This is a genomic window from Rhizobium sp. SG741, assembly GCF_012275435.1.
Lineage (GTDB): Bacteria > Pseudomonadota > Alphaproteobacteria > Rhizobiales > Rhizobiaceae > Rhizobium > Rhizobium lusitanum.
In genome coordinates, this window is the sequence record NZ_JAAZQP010000014.1 from 66,710 (window position 1) to 86,783 (window position 20,074).

At 57.0% G+C, this 20,074-nt stretch carries 14 protein-coding genes and 1 pseudogene; 11 read left to right on the top strand and 4 right to left on the bottom strand.

Annotated features, from left to right (window positions below; translation table 11 throughout):
* Positions 1-95: 95 nt before the first annotated feature.
* The 10 genes and pseudogenes from FHT29_RS28350 (at position 96) to FHT29_RS28395 (ending at position 13,578) form a co-directional block, all read left to right on the top strand.
* Positions 96-1,571: a metallo-hydrolase/oxidoreductase gene (locus FHT29_RS28350; RefSeq protein WP_168600657.1), complete on the top strand. Its 1,476-nt coding sequence runs from the start codon at positions 96-98 to the stop codon at positions 1,569-1,571.
* 64 nt (positions 1,572-1,635) lie between these two features.
* Positions 1,636-2,652, top strand: a complete 1,017-nt coding sequence (locus FHT29_RS28355) for a nucleoid-associated protein (protein WP_168600658.1) — start codon at positions 1,636-1,638, stop codon at positions 2,650-2,652.
* Positions 2,639-4,147, top strand: a complete 1,509-nt coding sequence (locus FHT29_RS28360) for a hypothetical protein (RefSeq protein ID WP_168600659.1) — start codon at positions 2,639-2,641, stop codon at positions 4,145-4,147. Before FHT29_RS28355 ends, FHT29_RS28360 begins: the two co-directional genes overlap by 14 nt.
* 188 nt (positions 4,148-4,335) lie before the next feature.
* Positions 4,336-4,806, top strand: a complete 471-nt coding sequence (locus FHT29_RS28365; RefSeq protein ID WP_168600660.1) for a histidine phosphatase family protein — start codon at positions 4,336-4,338, stop codon at positions 4,804-4,806.
* An 87-nt stretch (positions 4,807-4,893) separates the two neighbouring features.
* Positions 4,894-6,582: a phospholipase D-like domain-containing protein gene (locus tag FHT29_RS28370; protein WP_168600661.1), complete on the top strand. Its 1,689-nt coding sequence runs from the start codon at positions 4,894-4,896 to the stop codon at positions 6,580-6,582.
* 803 nt (positions 6,583-7,385) lie between these two features.
* The gene (locus tag FHT29_RS28375) at positions 7,386-8,450 is read left to right on the top strand and encodes a glycosyltransferase family A protein (protein WP_037196950.1); all 1,065 of its coding nucleotides are present in this window, start codon (positions 7,386-7,388) and stop codon (positions 8,448-8,450) included.
* A gap of 594 nt (positions 8,451-9,044) precedes the next feature.
* Positions 9,045-9,974 (top strand): substrate-binding domain-containing protein, encoded by a 930-nt coding sequence (locus FHT29_RS28380; protein WP_047552433.1) that lies wholly within the window; start codon positions 9,045-9,047, stop codon positions 9,972-9,974.
* Positions 9,975-9,990: 16 nt separating this feature from the next.
* A complete protein-coding gene (locus FHT29_RS28385) occupies positions 9,991-12,135 on the top strand; it encodes a methyl-accepting chemotaxis protein (RefSeq protein WP_113108799.1) in 2,145 nt (714 codons plus the stop codon).
* A gap of 100 nt (positions 12,136-12,235) precedes the next feature.
* Positions 12,236-12,361 (top strand): annotated as a pseudogene (locus tag FHT29_RS34750) (Gfo/Idh/MocA family oxidoreductase); the annotation flags it as partial.
* Positions 12,362-12,651: 290 nt separating this feature from the next.
* A complete protein-coding gene (locus FHT29_RS28395) occupies positions 12,652-13,578 on the top strand; it encodes a GGDEF domain-containing protein (protein WP_168600707.1) in 927 nt (308 codons plus the stop codon).
* 660 nt (positions 13,579-14,238) lie between these two features.
* On the opposite strand, the gene FHT29_RS28400 is transcribed toward FHT29_RS28395, so the two are convergent.
* The 4 genes from FHT29_RS28400 to FHT29_RS28415 form a co-directional block, all read right to left on the bottom strand.
* A complete protein-coding gene (locus tag FHT29_RS28400; protein ID WP_348644903.1) occupies positions 14,239-14,799 on the bottom strand; it encodes a response regulator transcription factor in 561 nt (186 codons plus the stop codon).
* A gap of 468 nt (positions 14,800-15,267) precedes the next feature.
* Positions 15,268-15,939, bottom strand: coding sequence for a Crp/Fnr family transcriptional regulator (locus tag FHT29_RS28405; protein ID WP_168600663.1), 672 nt, complete (start codon positions 15,937-15,939; stop codon positions 15,268-15,270).
* A gap of 258 nt (positions 15,940-16,197) precedes the next feature.
* On the bottom strand, positions 16,198-17,418 hold the full coding sequence (locus tag FHT29_RS28410; protein WP_168600664.1) for a polysaccharide pyruvyl transferase family protein: 1,221 nt from the start codon (positions 17,416-17,418) through the stop codon (positions 16,198-16,200).
* The gene (locus tag FHT29_RS28415; protein ID WP_168600665.1) at positions 17,415-18,839 is read right to left on the bottom strand and encodes an O-antigen ligase family protein; all 1,425 of its coding nucleotides are present in this window, start codon (positions 18,837-18,839) and stop codon (positions 17,415-17,417) included. The genes FHT29_RS28410 and FHT29_RS28415 overlap by 4 nt, the downstream gene beginning before the upstream one ends.
* 149 nt (positions 18,840-18,988) lie before the next feature.
* On the opposite strand from FHT29_RS28415, the gene FHT29_RS28420 reads away from it, so the two are divergent.
* Positions 18,989-19,831, top strand: a complete 843-nt coding sequence (locus tag FHT29_RS28420; protein ID WP_047639068.1) for a glycoside hydrolase family 16 protein — start codon at positions 18,989-18,991, stop codon at positions 19,829-19,831.
* The last annotated feature ends 243 nt before the right edge of the window (positions 19,832-20,074 follow it).

Genomic DNA, 20,074 nt, shown 5'->3' on the forward strand with positions numbered 1-20,074 from the left:
AGGTAAGATAATTATTTCCGCGCGAAATATAAACTTGCTTATTCTTGCATGACGAGCAAATATAGGGCGGATTTCGGCATTGCAGGAGAAGGGCAATGAATCGGATCTTCTCAATCAATCCCGAGGATGCGTGGCCGGACTTTCCGCTGAGATCTTACGCTCGCCTCGACCATCACGAGCCGGACGACTTAACGACGGCGCAAGAGGCGGTTTTCTCGTTTGACGCCGTCGATGCTGGCTGGTTCGGATTTCCGCTCAATGAACGGATGGATTTGGGAAAGCCCGTTGATACGCGCGACGAGATGCGCGATTTCTGGGCACAATTGTTTAAAGGTTACCTTGGTCCCCCTAAAGACCCCTTCGATGAAATGCCGATATACAACATCGAGGTAACGTCGAAGAAGGGTGATCGATATTGGGACGTCCTGATCGCTATCGGGGAAGAGGATTGGCTCGATATCGAGCTCGGTGACACAGGACGTTTTCCCGTCGATGTCTACGGATCGCTACTGGCAGCCCCGGTTATAGCGCACCTGCTCGCTTTGTTGCAGGTTACGGGCGATACGGCGGCGGCACTGTCGAATGCATTCGACGTGGATGCGTGGCCTGACGCTGCCGATGGGGACGTTGACGCTATTCTGTCCGGTGTCGGTACGATCGACATGCTTGCGATGTATGATATCGGGCAGGGCAGCGCTATCGGTCTGCTTGATAGTTCCGAGACCGCCCGGCTGTATTTCGACCTCGGCGCGGGCGCCTATGGCAATCGTCAAACACGACCAAGGCCGCTTCGGTTTTGCTGGCGCGGTTCTCCTTCGATTGTCCTGTCGCATTGGGATACCGATCATTGGGCCGGGGAAAACAGCGATCATGGAGCAAGGGCAAGAAAATGGCTTGCGCCGCGCCAAAATAATCTGGGGCCGCGCCATCACGCATTTGCTCACCGCATCCTCAAGAATGGTGGCACGCTCCATATCTGGTCCGGAGCGCCGGGGAAGGTACGGTCGATCAGCAACGGCCCTGGGCAGACCCTATCGATCAAGCGCTGCAGCGGCACCTCGCGAAACGGCAGCGGGATCGCCTGCTATCTTGACGACGATAATTATCAAGCCAGCTGGCTTTTGACGGGCGACGCAGGCTATAGCGAGATCGGCGCCGGCCCGGCTTATACCTTGACGGCGCTGACGGTCCCTCATCATGGCGCCGATATGAGCCATAAGGGGGCGCCTCCCGCTGCGATGGCTCTGCATGCAAGGCTGTTCTACAGCTTTGGGCCGGACAACAAGCACGGAAAGACGTCGATCAGCCACCCGACGGCGGTCGCGGTCACCGCACACGACGGTGCCGGATGGAGACACGGAGCATGGTCGCTCACCACACCGGCGCAGGTTGTCGCGGGCGGCGATGTTCTGGCAACGGCGTCTCACTCGAACGGGGCGAATTTGGCAGTGCATCTTGAAAGCGCCGTCGCCGGCTGGACGGCTGCGCCGGCAGTACCATTGAGCACCGTACCATGTGTCTCGGCATGTGGCACAAAGCATGGCTGCACGAGCAACGTCATCCAGGCTTGATGATCGCCTTATATCACTTTGATCCTGTTTTCTGAGTGTTCACCGGTAGGTTTGGGAGGGGCGCATGGCTTTTTTCGATGACAGCGAATTGAATGAGCTCAAGATCGAAAGGATGATCTTCCACCTGGTCGGGCCGAAGAACGGCCTGGTCAAACTGGAGGAAGTCAATCCCGGCGAGTTCGAGAGTTTCTTCGTCGACCGCATCAGGTCTGTAAATGGTGGCTTGCCCTATGCTTTTTCGGATGCATCTTCGACGCGCGATCGTCTTGGCCGCATCGCATCGAACGGCGGGCTCTTCCAGGAGGAAAGCGAAAAGCTGGCCGAGGATTTTCAAAGCCATCATGGCGGGACCGCGGCTGAAGGTGCGATTTTGCTATTTGTCCTGAAGGCAAAAGCAACGCGATCGTTCGCGCTTCTCAAATATGACGATGAAACAGTTGTCGCCTACGACCTGAAGGATGGCAGTGGCGGTCGAAAGACGGTCAGCCTTGAAGCCATTCAGCGAACTTTCGTCCAGAACAAGGCGGCGCTGCAAAAGGCGGCCCTCATCAAACTCACGGACAAGGGTGGCGAGCTAACGGTGCTGGACAGGCGCAACCAGCAAAAGGTCGCGCAATATTTCGAAGCCTTTCTTGGCGCGCGCCAGACGTTGAGCGATGCGGAGCTGACGAAGAAGCTCGTGGATGTGACGCGCAAGGTGATCGGCGATAATCCCGAGCTCGTTGATGGCGAGGTGGTCAAGGAATTGACCAAGCGGACCTACGACGCTGCTTCGGGTGGCGGCAGGATCGATAGCGAAGATCAGCGGTCGTTTCTCGAGACAGTCGTCGGGCACAAGCTTGCGGACGACAACGCCTTGCTCGGCAAGTTCAACCGTGCCCTCAGCGTCGAGCGAATCTCAGGGGTACCGATGAAGCTTGTTCCCGATCAGGTGAAGGGACCAAAGACCCTGTACTACAAGACCGCAAACGGTATCGAGATCCGGGTTCCGAACGAATTCCGCGCGCTGATCGAAAAGACCGACGACGGCATGATTATCATCCATGACAAGCTGGTGGTTGAAACCGATGACCCCAACTGAAATCCTCGATCTTATTCTTCGCACGCGTCCGACGAAGGAGGTCGAAGAGCACGCGGAGCTGATCACCATCAGGGCAAGACTTGATGATGCGGGTTTGCGTGCAGAGTGGCAGAGGTTGCGCGCCAATATTCCTGCCTTTCTCAGCTCCGTCACCATCAGGCGAGAGGGGACGGACACCGCCCTCAATGACGACGAGGTGCCGCTTGCGAACACGGTTTTCGCCATTACGCTCAACAAGGCTATGGATGCTGCCGTTCTCCGGCTTTTCTACGGAAAATCCTTGATCAGCCCGGCAAAAAACCTGGATAGCTGCCTTCATGTGTGCGTTGCAGACCTGACCGCGGATCAGGCATTCACCTCCTATGGTGCGAGGTTTCAGCCTTGGACCGAGCAGCCTCCAATCCCGTTCGATCGGGCGACGGAATTTCCCAATCCTCGAAGTATAAGTCATGATGCCAGCAGCGTAGGGCTCGTGCCCGGGGACATACGACCGTGGCTGCTCCAGGATCATCCGCAGCAATCCTCGCCCACCTTCGCGGCCTGGCGCTTGTTGGCGGCTCCCCGACTGATGGCGGCGCTTTCAGACCAGGTTTACAAGGACGCTGCCAGCACGGTCTATCAGCTTTCCGGTCCGCCCAGCCGAAAGGTCAGCGCCTCCGCTGCCGAGTTGGTTGTGCTGTTTGAGCGGCTTAGTGACGGTGTGCTTTGGGTGTTTACAGGCGGTGAAAGGGACACGGAGACCCGTCACGTGCTGCTCGCGGCGGAGTGGGCGCGCAGCTATCGTCAAGGGGCACTCGCCGCATTCGGAGACGGGAGTCTTGAATCCGCGAAGGCAGCCTACGCGGCCTATGTAAAGGCCGGCAGCAAGGAAACGTTGAAGGCGCTTGCCGACTTGCGCAAGACAGTCGTGGACGAAGCGCAGAAAGCGACCCAGCGAGCGCAGGATATGACGGGCGCATTGTGGAAGGATCTAGCCGTTGCGACAACGCCCTTCGTGATCAAGATTCTCTCCGACGCCTCGAGGACGCCCAACGCCTGGATTGCTGGCCTATTTGCCATTGGCGCCGCTGCGTTCCTGATCTTGTCGTTTCGCGTCCAGACATTCGTGAACGGCAGCTACTTCGCAGGCCAGGACAAGGCCCGTACAATATGGACCCTGCGATTGAACCAGGTGCTCACGGCCTCTGAAATCGAGGAGTTCAGCGAGACGCCGATCCAGAAGAGCGTGTCGGACTATAATCGGGTTCGGAAAATTGTCGGCACAGTCTACGGCGTGCTTGTTGTCATCCTTATCATTTTCGGTGGTTTTCAGTTCTATACGGCGGCAACCATGAAGGCATCGCCGAGCGTCGGCGCAACGAATGCAAAGCAAGGTCAATCGCAGACCTCGACCGCAACCGGGTCGACGCAAACAGGTTCCGGCGCTGCCAACACGCCTGGAAGTCCTCAAAAGCCTGCGCCGGTTCCCAATGCGCCGGGAGCCACGCCACCATGAGCCGGAGCTTTGGTCTCTACGGGCGCGGCGACGTCCAAGGCAGCAAGTCATCTGGCTGCTGCAAAGACTGCAGCCAGATGAAACTTTTGTTAAACCCAACAATTGCCATTGCTCTTGGTTGCAGAGCGAATATCGTAAATCCAGTCTAAGGTAGTGATGGAGGGTGACAGCAGCCAAGGAGGGATGAAATGGCGCCTGTCAAAATATTGATCATGCGGCATGCCGAAAAGCCCGGCGACCAGGCCGATCCAAATCTGGCGTCTGAAGGTCAGGATCGGGCTAAAGCCCTTGTCACCTGGTATCCTGAAACCTTTGGTCCCCCCGATTTCATATTCGCCGCGGCCATATCGAAACACGGCGAGCGACCCGTTCAGACGGTGCAGCCTCTCGCCGATGCCTTGGGCCTCGAATTGTACACACCTTATGCCGATGAGAACTATGCTGCCTTGGCCGAGGCGCTGCTTTCCGAGCGTAAATTTGACGGCGGCACGATCCTGATCTGTTGGCATCATGGTCATATTCCCGGATTGATGCAGGCGCTTGGCGCGCCCGAGGGAAGCTATCCCGATCCATGGGTGCCGACCGTGTTCAATCTGGTTCTTGTCGCTGATTTCCGCGATGGCGTGCCCACTGTCTCGGACGTGTCCGAACCATTCTAGTCTGATCTTAACAGGCCTTCGCAGCCTTCAGCAGCCGCGCATGTGAGACGAGCATCACCTTCTTTACAACGAAACGAGGGGATTGAGATGGCTTTTGCGAACACAGGTACCAACGGCAGCCTTGCGGTAAAGCTCTGGCGAGGCGAACGCATGTGTCTCATCGGGATGGACGTTACCGACCCCGAGGACGATTTCGTCGGCTTCGCGATCGAAGTGAAGAGTCCGGGTTCGGCCGATTATGCTGCCCTGAAGAACCGCTTGAATTTTGACTACAATACCCCTGGAGGGAAGGGCGTCGACGGCTTCCGCAATTTTCCGTCGACCTCTGCGCCCTTCCAGAAGTTCCGCTGGATCGATTTTCCCTATGATCCAACGGATGGCGACTATCTTTATAGGGTGACCAAGATGCACATGAACGCCGCCGGCGCATTGCGCAGTGGCGATCAGGTCGCCGACCTTCCGATCTCGCTCGACCACATGACGTACAGCGATTATCTCGACGTCGGTTTCACCCGCAACTTCGCCTCCTCGCAGGCTTATGCCGATAAATTCGGCAACAATCCGAATGTAATCCCGAGCGATCCTGATCAGGGCCTGACATTTACGAAGGTGCAGGGCGACGTCTACCAATGGCTCGGCTTCGAAGCCTATGACCTCATATTCGGTCTGTTGGACGAGGTGGTGAACGATCCCAATCTCGCCATCGATGTCTTCGCCTATGATTTCAACGAACGCGACATCGTTGCAAAACTTGAGAGTTGCGGTGCGCGGGTTCGCGCCATCATAGACGATTCGGGATCACACAAGCCAGCAGGCAGCGCTGAATCGCAGGCGGCTGCGCGCCTCGCCGCCTCGGCCGGGTCGAATGCCGTAAAACGGATGCATTTCAAGACCTTGCAGCACAACAAGGTCTTTGTCGTCCGGCGCGGCAGCCAACCCATCAAGGTGCTGTTCGGCTCCACCAATTTCAGTTACCGCGGTCTCTACATACAGGCAAACAATGCCCTCGTCTTTCATTCGAGCGACGCGGCCGAACTGTTTGGCCGTGCTTTCGATCTGGCCTTCCAGGGATTGGCGGCCTTCAGTCAGGACAGCATAAGCAGCAAGTGGAACCTCGTTCAGGCCGCCGGCATGCCTGCCGCGCATTTCTGCTTCTCGCCGCACAAGTCGAGCGATCTGTCGCTCAGTCCCGTGGGTGCGGCGATCGACCAGGCGTCGTCGTCGGTGTTCTATGCGATCGCCTTCCTCAATCAGATTCGCTCGGGCTCGGTGCGCCAGGCGGTCGATCGGCTGATGGGCAAGGACGTGTTCAGTTATGGCATTTCCGATAAGGAAGGGGGGCTCGAAATCCGCAAGCCCGACGGCACTGTCGGCCTGGTGGATTTCAGCTATCTCGCAAGCCACGCGCCGGAGCCCTTCAAGACCGAATGGGGTGGTGGAAACGGCATTCATCAGCATGACAAGTTCGTCGTGACGGATTTCAACCTGCCGACCGCCAAGGTGTTCACCGGATCGTCCAATCTGTCGCCGAGCGGCGAAACGGGCAATGGCGACAATCTTGTCATGATCGAGGATCAGCGGGTTGCGACATCCTACGCCATCGAGGCCCTGCGGATATTCGACCATCTGCATTTTCGTGCCGCAATGCAGGGTTCGGGCGCGCCCAACAGCTTGACGCTCGCGCGACCCCCGGCTGCCGGGCAAGATGCCTGGTTTCGTCGCTTCTACACGGCGGGTTCTCAAGCCGCAAAGGATCGTCTTCTCTTCTCGCATTGAAGACTTGATGATCCTGGTCGCGGCAATTGCCTGCCCCGACAACGAGGCGATGGTCCATGAACCTTATTGATGCGTTGCCCCTTTCCACCGAGGGGCGATTGCAAGTCTCGCCCCCTACGGGCGCACCTACCCGGTTAAGCAATCTCGGTGACGACGTATCGAACGAACTGGTCAGCTGGGGTTACGCGATCTGCGATCTAAGTGTTCGCGCAAAATACAAAGGGCCGGTATTGCGGAGTGTCCCCGCCTGGCCCTTCCCAAAGACGGCATAATTGTTTTCAAGAGCTTGGATGACCCATCGCCTGTGCATGGGTGCGTCCGACGACACTGCTGGGGGTGTAGTCTCGTCGGACGCGGCACTGGCCGGGTTGGGGGTGGCATCCGACCCGGTAGCGTTTATTCTACCATCTACTAGAAGTTTATTTAACCCACCCGAACGGGCAGTCATGAGGCCATCCTAGCTACCCATGGGCAGGATGCACCTGTCGTGTTGCGAGTAGAATAGCATCCAGTCGTTGTGTCCACGCTAATCAAACGCGCGCAGTCGTCGCAACACCCGCCTATTCGAAGAATGCATCGTCAAGGCAGTCCTATTTCTTGGCCAGTCATTCAAAAGCCACAAAACTGAAGAGGCTCGCAGAGGTGCAAACGGATCGAGCATGATCCCTGGCACCTGTTGCTCGGCATGTCTCTGAGACAGCATTTGCGTCCCAAACGCTGCGTTTGCCGGGAACCTACCTATCCATAAGGACCTGAATGAGAAGGTTCGCCGCAACCAAAGCAAATCTGCGAGGTTCAATGCGATGTATTCCATCCAAGACCGTGTTCCAGTTTCCATTGTTATTGCGAACTACAATTACGCCCGCTTTCTCCGGCGCAGCATCGATAGTGCGCTGGAGCAGAATTACGACGATACGGAAGTCATTGTCGTCGATGATGCTTCAACGGACGACACGGCCGATGTCGTTGCGTCCTATGGCCCGCGAATCAAGACCCGTCTGCGGGAAGTGAACGGCGGGCATGCCGCTGCGTTCAACACCGGCTTTGCATCGAGCAGCGGCAAGATCGTGCTGTTTCTCGATGCCGATGATTATCTCTATCCAAACGCAATATCCGAGGTCGTCGACGCTTGGGAAGAGAAGACTGCCCAGATGCAGTTCAGGCTGCATATCGTCGATGAACATATGCACGTAAAGGATGTGTTTCCGCCTTCGGAGCTGCCGTTCGATTCCGGTGACGTCACCCCGAAGCTGCTGCGGAAGGGGCGCTATCAGACGACCGTCACGAGCGGTTTGGCGTTCAAGCGCTCGGTCCTGGACAGGATCATGCCGGTTCCGGAGCAGGATTTCAGGCAAGGGGCCGACGGGTATCTGGCAACCGTCGCGCCGCTGCATGGGGACGTGACATCGATCGACGACTGCCTTGGCGCCTACCGCATACATGGAGCCAACCATTCGGTCTTCGCCGAAAAGCTGGGCCAACGCGCGCGCTGGCGCATACAGCATGATTTTCATCGGCTGGAAGCCTTGTCGGATCAGGCAACGGAGATCGGCTTGGAGGTGCCGCCGGATATCGGGCTCCGCGATCCCGTTCATTTGGAAGAGCGTTTGGCATCCCTTTGCATCGATAGGGACCAGCACCCCATAACCGATGATTCCAGGTTCTCCTTGGCGACTGCCGGGGCGGTCGCAAGTCTGGAAATGAAGACATCCCTACGACGTCGTGCGATGCAGGCAGCCTGGTTTCTCTCAGCAGGCATCCTGCCTCGCCGCATGGCGAAAGCCGTTCTGTCCTGGAAGCTTGTCGCCTCGTCGAGACCTAAGTTCCTTTTGCGCCTTTCGAAAATCATCCGGTCTGCCATGGGATAGAGCGGCTTCAGGCTCTCAGACTTAGGAAATGGTCATTTTGGCGACCACGAAAATTCTGTCCGCTCTTCGGGCAACCCGCGAACTCCGGGGTCTATTGACATTGTTGAATCATACAGGCGTTGCAAGGCTGCAATCAGGGAGAGCCGAATGGGAAAAGGGACGCTTGACCTTTGCATCATCCGTTTGGAGGATGCGCCTCAGATACGACTGTTTGTGACGAAGAGGTTCACCTCTGTCGGCAATGACGAAAGTGGGGGGACTTTGGAATTGAGGGAAACTTACGGCCGTACTGCGGAAGCTACCTGTAAGGCGCCTCGAACGGCTGCGCTCTTGAAGCTTGGCCATCCAGCTCCAGTCCAAAGCAACGAAGACCTCGAAGATTAAATAGAGTGGGCCAATACGCAATCTTTCTCTAATGGAGAATATTGCCTGCGAACAATACAACCAAAGAAAAGCTTTTTGCAAATAACATATTGTGCTGATTGCATTGAATACATTATGATATTCTTAATTAGATTGGTTATCGTAAAGTAAAATTTAACTAAAAACTCATTATAAATCTTCAACGCGGTGCGCGTCTTATGGAGATGGATAATGAGAAAAGCCATACTTGCTGCTTTCGTGATGGCGATATCCGCCTCGACTGCAAGCGCACAGACGATCGGCGTGTCGATGTCCGGTCTGGATAAATTCAGAACCGCATTGCTCAACGGAGTCCTTTCGCAGGGAAAGACGATTCCTGGGCTGAAACTTGTCGTGCAGAACGCCAAGGGCGACAACGAGGCTCAGAAGGCGCAGATCCAGCAGTTCATAGCCGATAAGGTCGACGCCATCATCCTGGCCGTTTCCGATGGCGACCTCGGCCCGCAGATGACCAAGCTTGCCGCCGATGCCCATATTCCGCTGGTCTATATCAACAACGTCCCCTCGAACCTGTCGGATCTCCCGGAAAACCAGGTCGTGGTCGCGTCAAACGAAGCGGAATCGGGAACCATGCAGACGAAGGAAGTCTGCTCGCTCCTGAAAGGCAAGGGACGCGTCGTGGTGCTGATGGGCGAACCCTTCCACGCAGCCGCGCGGGCACGCACTCAGGACATCGACAATGTCATCGCCACGCCTGATTGCAGAGGTCTCCAGATCGTGGAGCGGCAGGCGGCCTATTGGTCGAGCGACTACGCCGATCAGCAAATGCAGGAATGGCTGTCGGCTGGCGTGAAGTTCGACGCTGTTATCGCCAATAACGACGAGATGGCGGTCGGCGCGATCCGTGCCATGAAGCGAAACGGCATGTCGATGAAGGACATCGTCGTCGCAGGCGTCGATGCGACCGATGATGCGCTGGCGGCGATGCAAGCGGGCGATCTGGATGTCACCATCCTTCAGAGTGCCTCCGGCCAGGGCGCTGCAGCGGTCGATGCTGCAATCAAGCTCATAAGCGGGCAAAAGGTGCCACGAGAAAACAACGTGCCCTTCGAGCTCGTCACGCCCCAGAACATCGCCCAATACTTGCCGAAGACCCAGTGAGCAAACGAGGATTATGATGTTGCGCTTTTGGAATAAACTTGGCATCCGCGCGCAGATAACGGCTGGTTTCCTGCCGCTGATCCTGCTCATGAGCCTACTCTCGGTCAGTGCGATTTCCGGCATGGACGGACTTTCGTCTATCTTCTCTTCCTACCGCAGCACCGCTGGCCAGAGCCTTGCTATTTCCGACTACAGCAATCAGCTGCACGAAATCCAGATGTCGGTGGAAGCTTTCCGATCCACCCCGACGCAGGATGTCGTGAGCCGGTTCCGTGCCGGGGTTAAGGCATTTGCCGCCGACGACCAGCGCTTTGCCGAAAACAACGCTCTGCAGACAGGAATGGCAAGCATCCGCCAGGATGTTGCGGCCTATGGCACGGCCTTCGAGCAGATCGTCTCCCTGCATGCAAGGCGCGAAGCCTTGATCTCCAAGGTTACCGAGTTCGGCCCCTGGACCAGTATCGCGCTCAATGACGTCATGCGTAGCGCCTGGCGGCAGAACGACGTCGCTCTCCTGCATGCGACCGCCGCAACGCTCGAGGCCTTGAATCGCAGCCTCTATTTCTCGGAGCGCTTCATCTACTCCGGTGATCTAGCATCTTACGACATCGCGCAATCGGCGCTGAACGACGCGATGGCTTTGAACGACACCGCCGCCAAGGTGGCAAAGGGTGAACTGCAGCATAAGCGCGTTCTGGGCGCTGGTCAGTTGATGCAGAACTACACGAGCCGTCTTGGCGACGTGAGGGATATCTTGCTGCAGACCAACAAGATCCGTGCGAGCGAACTTGATGTTCTGGCACCGAAAATCGCAACGGGCTTCCAGAATCTGCAGGCCACGGTCATCGATGGACAGAAGACGCTAGATGGCTCGGTCGAGACGACGGTTGCCTCCGCCACGCGCTCGACACTCATGTTCAGCGGGCTGCTGATCGTGATTGGCCTCGTGCTCGCCTATTTCGTCGGTCAGCTGATTTCCTCGGCCGTGCGCAATATGGCGCAGACGATGGAGCGGCTTGCTCGCGGCGACGACACAATGGTGGTCGACGGTACCGAGCATCGTCATGAGCTCGGCGCCATGGCGCGCTCGCTGAAGGTCTTCCAGGAGACGGGACGCGGCAAGCTAATGGCGGAAGCCAATGCCGAACGGGCTCGCCTTGCGGCCGAAGAAGAGCGCCTGCGCCAGGAAGCCGAGCGGCTTGCCGATGCGCAGGTGATGGAGCACGCCTTCCAGCAGATCTCTCTGGGTCTCGATGCACTTTCGAAGGGCGACCTTACCGTGCGTGTCGGCGAGGTTGACGGTCGTTACGTCCGTATTCGGGATCACTTCAACAACTCGGTCTCCAGTCTGGAAGAGGCTCTCGATTCCGTCATCCGCGCAGTCGGCACGATCAAATCTGGCCTTTCGGAAATCTCGACGGCCTCCAACGATCTTGCCCGCCGCACGGAACAGCAAGCTGCCTCGCTTGAGGAAACGGTGGCAGCCCTCGGCGATGTGACGCGCGGCGTCAATGGCACGGCGGAGGGGGCAAGTCATGCTCAGAACGCGGTGGCGACCGCGCGCGCCAATGCCGAGAACGGCGGGGCGATCGTCGCCCGTGCGATCGCGGCCATGACGGAAATCCAGAGTTCATCGTCCAAGATCGGCAATATTATCGGCGTCATCGACGAGATCGCCTTCCAGACCAATCTTCTTGCCCTCAACGCGGGTGTGGAAGCGGCGCGAGCCGGCGAGGCGGGGAAGGGTTTTGCCGTCGTCGCCCAGGAGGTGCGTGAGCTCGCCCAGCGATCGGCCAGTGCCGCGAGAGAGATCAAAGCGTTGATCTCGACCTCTTCCGCGCAGGTCAAGGCAGGCGTGGAACTCGTCGGCGAATCCGGAACGTCGCTTGCGCAGATCGTCGAGCAAGTCAGCGCGATGAGCAGCACGGTTGCGGAAATCGCGGTTGCCGCGCGTGAACAGGCCGCCAGCCTGAGAGAGGTCTCGGCCGCCGGCGATCAGATGGACAAGGTCACTCAGCAGAATGCTGCCATGGTGGAGGAAACCACGGCGGCTGCCCAGAGCCTGACGCAGGAGACGGAAAACCTCGCGGACCTGGTGCAGCGGTTCAAGACACGCAGTGCCGCTGTCCCCGGGTCCCGTCTCTACGCATTGGCATCCTAACGTCGGCGCTAAGAGCCTTCGATCACGCGGCCGGGCTGAAACATGTTTCAGCCCGGCCGCATTCGTTCGTGCATCGAGGCGTGGTTGGCCGCCTCACGACCGCACGGGCGCCGAGGTTGCCGACGTCGTCAAGTCCCCAAATGTCGATGCGATCCTGATCGCGACGCCGGCACCAAGCCATGCCGATCTCATAGAGGCAGCCGCGAGAGCCGGGCCGGCGATCGTTGACTAGCACCCGGCAATCCAGCCTCTTTTGGTGCGATTGCCCGCTCGACGATGTCACGATTGAGACAGGGGAAGCGTTAAATCGAGCTTCGCCAATTTGACGTTTGCGGTATGACTTTCGCCCACAGGCCGTGTGCAGATCACGATGAGCGTGGGAAGTTTCCCGCCCGGTCTTGGGCGCTTGTTTAGTTTTGCATGGCCGGCCTATTTGTTTTTTCATCGCTCGCGATTAAAGCTTGGGCGGAGACGATCCATTCTGAGGGCATGACGGCCTTGGTCGATAATGAAACGATGCTACAGGTTGCGCAGTTGATGGAAGCTGCGGGGGTGCTGGTTGCGGTCTACGACCAGGATGATCGTGTTCGCTTTACCAACCGCGCGTTTCGCTCGGCGTGGTTCATAGAGGAGGATGAGTATCCGCTATGGCCAGAGCTCATGCGGCGCAACTTCCATGCTGGTCGCGGGACGATCATCAAGACCGACGATTTCGAGAGCTGGTTGCTGACAATGCTGGCCAGGCGCGGCAAGAGCGGGTTTCGGGCATTCGAGACGGATCTCCATGACGGCCGCTGGCTTTGGATGACGGAGACCATGCAGCCCAGCGGCTGGATGTTGTGTGTTGCAAGCGACATCACCTCCATCCGGTCCGATGAAAGAACACTCCGGCAAGATCGCGACTTCGCGCTCAAAGCTTCACAGACAGACGAATTGACAGGGATTCCCAGCCGGCGGTTCGTCATGTCCAAGCTTGACGAGCTGGTGCGCAGTCATGGCGGTGTTGCGGAGCCGGTTGGATGTCTTGCCGTGCTGGACCTCGACAATTTCAAATACATCAACGACCGCTTCGGCCACGCTTTTGGCGACTTGATCCTGAAGGATTTCGCCATCACGCTGCAAAGACTGGTCCGCAGGACGGATATTTTCGGGCGGGTCGGCGGCGAGGAGTTCGTTCTCATTCTTCCGAACACGACCCCGGACGAGGCGGAGGTGATCGTCCATCGTATGCTGCTCGCGGTGCGGCAGTCACGGCCGCTACCTGAGCACGCTGGTTTTCGCTATACGTTTTCCGCCGGTATTGCCTGTGCCGTGGGTGGCGACGATGTCGGTGAGCTCTACCGAAGAGCCGATCTCGCACTTTACGCTGCCAAAATGAAGGGGCGCGACCAGATCAGTATCGAACCGGATGCGCATCCTGCTCGGGCGGCGAGGCCATCGTAGTCGTTCGCCGGTGTGTGGAAAAATCCATCCCAATCATGGCTGTGATTTACGCCCAATCCGACGGAGATTCGTCCTTTGCCGCCGCGAAGGAAACATATTCCCTGAAGCTCGAAGGCTTGGCGGACAGGTGCCGGCGCTTCGTTTCGATCCTTTGCAGTGGAAATTTCCATTCGGCGGATCGCCGAGAACGAGATGTCGCCCACAATGCCGGGAAGCGATCTGACAGACAGCAAATATGCTTCTATGATCCAGAGCAAGACCGCGTTGGCGCAACGAAAACCGCCCATGCGCTCTCCGCTTCAAAAAGAACTGTAAGAAGAGAAAATCGCAGAGGCTGACCTTTGTCACGGGCAAGCTCAAGTCTCCGCCGCAGTCGGGTGTCCATTTGAAATTCTTAGGCTGCATTCACCTGAATGCCGCATAGAATGAAACCGACAAGCGCCGGAATGTCATGAAATTGTAGCGCTGCGCTAGCGGACCGGCGTCGACCTGCCCAGCGGCTCAAATCTTTTCAAGGCGCAAAAACCGACGTTGGCGATGACGCATGCCTTGGCTGAGGCCGCTTCGTCTGTCGCCATATCAAGTTCACGCCGACGATCGCTATCTTTGGCGATGCCACATGGTGGGCAGCAACCAAAGCTCGCCGGCGCGATCAAAGCGTTACTGCACGAGTTCCCGGATCTTGTAGGCAACTTCCGTGCGGTTCGTCGCATTGAGCTTCTTCATGATGTTGCGGATATGAACCTTCACGGTGCTCTCGCAGAGGTCCATTTCATAGGCAATGATCTTGTTTGCCTTGCCGCGCCTCAGCGCCTCGGCAACGACGACCTCGCGCGGTGTAAACAGACTGTCGAGGCAGCAATTCTTGCTCGCGGCGGGAGTAATCGACTCCTTGGCAGCCAGAATGCTGCTGGCAGGCACGAATACACCTCCCGCACGGGCAAGGGCCACCGCTTCCGCTGCGACCTTGACATCGACACTGGTCGGAATATAGCCGCGGGCACCGCATTCCAGCGCTTGCAAAAGCTGTGCGAGCTCGTCGCTGTCGGCGCCGACGATCACGGGGCTGGCCTTGAATCTCTCCACCAAGGCGCAAATTTTCGTGCTGATTTCGGAGTCGGAAACTTTGCGTCCGCCAATCATGAAGAGAATGGCTGACGGTGCGACCTGCATGTCCCGTATCTGCCATTCCTCGAACGACGCTACGGTGACGATATTCATGCTGTCGTCATAGTCTGTGAGGCTTCTTGATAGGCACTCGCGGTCTAGAGCCCTGGAATCGATCAGAAGGACATAGTCCTCTGATTCTGCCGCGCCGGCGATGCCCGAGGCAACAAACGGCCTCAATGAATCCGGTGTTCGAACTGAAATGATGCGAGCTGCTGTTTCTGAAGCGAATTTCTCATTCGTTAATGACTGTCCGTTCATGGTCGATACCCCCAACCTTTAGTGTGACCCTTATTCTTCTTGTGACCGCCCGAATACTTCTATTCTTTGGATAGCAAAGCCCTTGTCTAAATTTCAGCATTGCTTCTTGCTTCATATTGCTCCCCTCAATCTAGGTTTATCTTATTACAAACTATTACTTTATATATTTTTGCGCGCATTAACATATGTTAATAAAAACTAGGAATATTGAGGTCACGAATTCTTACAACTCGAATACAACAATAATCTTGGCCGACTTGTTCACATCACATGCTTATCAAAATAGGACTCATCGAAATCGACGAGCTCCATGAGGCGTTGACGATCGAGAAACGCAACGACACCGTTGCGGAACGAAAGAAGGCCTGCCTCGCGCAGATCCCTGAGCACACGGTTTATATGTACGGTCGATAGACCGACGGCGTCGCCGATGTCGGCTTGCGTCAATGGGCAGTCGAAGCCGTCGGAATTCCGATGCTGCCGCGAGGCTCCAATCCGGGTCGCCAACTCGAGTAAAAGATAACCGGTTCTCTCCATTGCATCGCGCCGGCCGATATTGGCAAGCCCTTCGGACATACGGGCCTGGCGTCGCATTAATTCCGTGAGGACAACGCGATAGAAAGAGGCGGGCGCTTCGATCTTCGGAAGCGATGTGAAGTCCGGAAAGACTATGACGCTGACATTGGTGATCGCCTGTACCGTCTCGCGTGAGAGCACGGTCAGCGGGGTCGAAACCATGTCGCCGCGCAATATGAATTCGGTGACGATGCGCGTGCCATTCGGCATCATTTTGCTGGAGGCCGCCCATCCCTCCTGGATAAAGAGGAGGCGTGGCGCATCGCTCTCATAATCGCAGATGATGTTACCGGCAGCAAAGGTACGCGGAACGCCACCTAAACTCTGTATATGATCGATCGAGATCTGCGCTGCCATGATATCGGCCCCTCAAACCGAAAGCATATCCTGAACGTTCAAAAAGACCATTCGCAAATATAAATCTCGCTATCCGCGGCAATTTTATATCATATAAAATCAGATGTGTCTTTGATCGAAATCGATCTACAATCATGACCGCGCTGCACTATTATAAGTATATGAAATACACTTTCTGTAAAGAATAAAATAGGATGGTGAACTAGGAAAATCTGAGCGAAGAAACTCACATTAAAGTATTACATGTGGCTTCCTTGATTATACTTTGTGCATGGCCTGCAAGTCATCCCCGATCAGATGTCGGCGCATATTCATGATTCCGGCCTCGGCTTCGGCCACAGTGGTACGATGACGATTCGATTCGATTCCCTCGGACTCCGCGGCTTTCAACAACCAAGCGATATGAGGGGGGGACAATGCTGCGTTGCCGACGAAATATGCCTCTCGCCCCACCGAATTGAAGAAGCCTTCGACCTTCCCGTCCCAGCCCAGTCCTACATGCGGAATCCTCAGAGCATAGGCGGCGATACAAGCATGCAGCCTGTGTGCCAGAATAACGTCGGTCGAATGAAGTATCCGGACCAAATCATCTGGAATCCGCGGGCGTTCAGCGAGATCCAACATTCCGGCTGCAATGACTCGATGCATCGAGACTGAATTCCGAATCTGTTCGGCAAAGACTTGATCTTCTTTGGCGCCGTTACAGAACAGGATCACCCGATAACCATCATCAAGAAGTAGTCCGATCAGATCCCGATAATCTCCAATATTGCAGAATGGGATTTTCGACATGTTCCGGCTGGCGTGTCGCTGCAGGATCATAGGATCCGTCACGCAGAGGCCGACCGTCGGTTGGAGCCCTTGCGATGGCATGCGACGTTCATGGCCGGAAAATGCCTGGACCAACAATCCCGGATCGCGAACAATCTTGGCGGCTGGCCCTTCAGGAAAATGCTCGCGCCAATTATCTTGGGCGAAGCCGTCACGCACGGAAAGATGGACGAGCGGAGCCTGCTTCAGTCGAGCGAAGAGATCATACGCTTTCTTCGACCAGCGCTCGCTGACGCCCACTGCGTAGATCGCCAGTGGCCGATTGTGGCGACAGACGCAGTCAAGGACCTGGCCGACTTTCAATGGGAAATTGAGATCGTCATCCTGGAACAGGTTACCGCCGCCGATCACCACCGCATCCGCCGCCGCAATCTTGGCGTCCCACTGGTCATGGAGTTTGCGCAACTTCCGCTCCAGCATGAAGCGAACCAACCGTTGCCGCGCGAAGACAGGTAGCCGCTGTAGCAGCTTGAGCGCATATCGGCGTTGCCCGCCGCGGCCTGTCCCGAAATCCTGTCGCCCCGCAAGATCGACGGTCTCGACTTCTATATGGTCCGCCCTGTTCCTCAACGCGGTCTCGACGCATTGCGCCAGAAGCCCGTCGCCCAGATTTTCGCTGTATTTGACGTTGAAGACGACAATCTTCATTGCAGTTCTCCGACAATACCGAACTGCGGCTTGCGCGCGATACTCATCTGGCTTGCTGTCGCTGTCAGGGCGGAAATGCCGCCTGCAAGGATGTAGAACATCAATCCCAGATCATAGACCGTGCCGGAGGTTGCCGCCGAAATCAGGACGGTAATGAGCCCGGCTTTGGCCGCGCGCACAACTGCGGAAACCTTACGGGACGGCAAATGTCTGGATCGCGTGTCGGCTGCCATCAGCATGGCGACGAAGCTTGCAAACATCAGTGTGCCGATGACCCCGACATTGGATAGGAGCACGAGGCCGAAACTCGACGCCCGGGCGCTGCCGAGGCCGGCGCCGAAGCCACTCGTGTCGAGGAATGCCTGGTAGGCCATGGCGTTCCACATAAAGCGTTCGCGCCCGGACTGGCTGTCGGCCTTCGAGAAGAGCATCTCGTCGAGAAAATCATGCAGGTTGTGAGCAAGATCAGGCATGACGATCAAGACGAAAAATACGACGAGCGGCATCGCCGCCAGAATCGACACAATCATGACAGGTCGCCCCGCGCCCGGTTCGCGACGAGAAGCCAGAAAGGATTGCAGACAAAGGATCGGCAGCAAGACAGCGAGCCCAACCAGTGCTGTCGCCGACGTCGAAAGGATCAGCGCTGCAAGCAATAGCCCGGCGACAATGCCTGTCGTGGTGGAGCGGATACCGCTCAGCCACAGGCTGGTTGTCATAGCAAAGAGAACAAGCGTGAAGTCTGCAAAGGCGGAAGCTTCGGGAAACGTCCCTGAAATCCGCTTGAGGCCACCCTTCTCGGCGCCGGTCAACAGAGCGTAATTGGCCGTTCGGACGAAGCCGAGAAGAAAATCGGTGTGGGTGAAATGGGTGACGATATCGGCAAGCGCGAAGCCGAGGTTGACACTCGCCACAACCAAAATGCCGTTGATCAGGATTCCAGGGGTGCCGTTGCTTCGGAAGAAGGCAAAGGTCGCGGCGAAGCAGATGAGGCCCCCCACCGCATAGACGGATTGGGTAATATTGTTCGACGAGAATTTCAGCGGCACCAGCGCAATGAGATTACGTGCGCCGATTGACCGCTCGACCGACATAGTCTGCGTCACGCCCTGAAACAGGCGCGGAAAGAAAATGGCCGTTGCCAGGCCAAAGGCGGTCAGAAGCAGTAGGAGGAAGCCCGGACGCGGGGGTGCCAGGGCGGCAAGGAACGGCCCTTCTCCATGCGCCATGAACAACCGTGCCGTGAAAAATAACAGAAAGAGGCTCGGCACCAGAACCGATGCGCCGCCGAGGCCGGGCACGCTGAAGGCCGCGGCTGCGCCGAAGATCGTCGACAGTATCATGACAACGAACGACCACCGCACAGGTGCGGCCAGCATCGCAATGCCAACGATCAATGTCACCAGTCCCATTAAATTCATAGGTTGTATCCCCGAGTTCCTGCCTCATTGTTGCCACAAGCTATCATGCCGGTATGCTGCTGTATTTCCGCCATGCCTAAGCCTTTTGGTGGACGCGCTAGCCGAAAAACGTTCTATGCCGGACGAGCTGCGCCGTTCATGCTGGCAACATGGATCACACCTCGCGCAGACATATCTGGCCATGCTCGAACGACCGCCGCACATTTCTCCGCGCCGGGCTCGTAGCGGCATTTGCCGCAATCGCAGGTATTCCGGCCGCACATGCCAGTGATACCGGAGATGGGCTCGACCTTGGCGCTATGGCGCTGACATTCGAGGACAATTTCGACAACCTGAGCGTTTCCGCTTGGGGGCCGGGCACTCGCTGGATTGCTCATACGCCCTGGAACGGCGACTTTGGCGGCGCGCGCTTCTCCGATCCGAACGGCGACTTTCCCTTCACGGTCGAAGACGGCATGTTGCGCATTACCGCGGCGCGTGATGGCAAGGGCGTCTGGCGCTCGGGCCTGCTTGCCTCCGTCGATAGCAAGGGCAATGGCTTTTCTCAGCAATATGGCTATTTCGAAATGCGTGCCCGCTTGCCCGACGGCCCGGGTGTGTGGCCAGCCTTCTGGTTGATCGGCAAGGACCGATCGAAATCCACCGCCGAAATCGATGTCATCGAATATTATGGCGACAAGCCGGGCGCTTACTCATCGACCGTTCACGTCTGGCACAAGGACGGCCGACACGATTCCGATTATGCCCGCATCAAGGTCTTTGGGGCGGCAAGCCCCTCGGAAATGCACAGCTATGGGGTGAAGATCGATTCCGACTTCATTCGCATGTATTTCGACGGCGCGCTGGTCTGGAAAACCAAGGTTCTGCCGGAACATCGCCAGCCCATGTATATTCTCGTCGATCTCGGCATTGTCGAGGGAGTGACGCGGATGGTCGCCTCCGATCCTTCCTTCATGTTCGTCGACTATGTCAGGGCCTACCAGTTCAAGTAGCTGTCGCCGCAACAATATCCCTCCCCAAACCGTCTCCTGGCCCGCGTGCGCTCCACGCCGCGGCAACCTCCACATCCCTGCCAGAAATCGGTGCGTTCCTCTTGCCGGCGCCGTCCATAATGCTTTCGGTCAGGTTGCAACTGCTCCTTCGATCTCTTTCGACGAAATGGCTACATCACCTAAGGCTTAAGACTTTTGTGGGTGGCAATGGTCATCCCAATGATCAACTGGTGATTTTCCGGC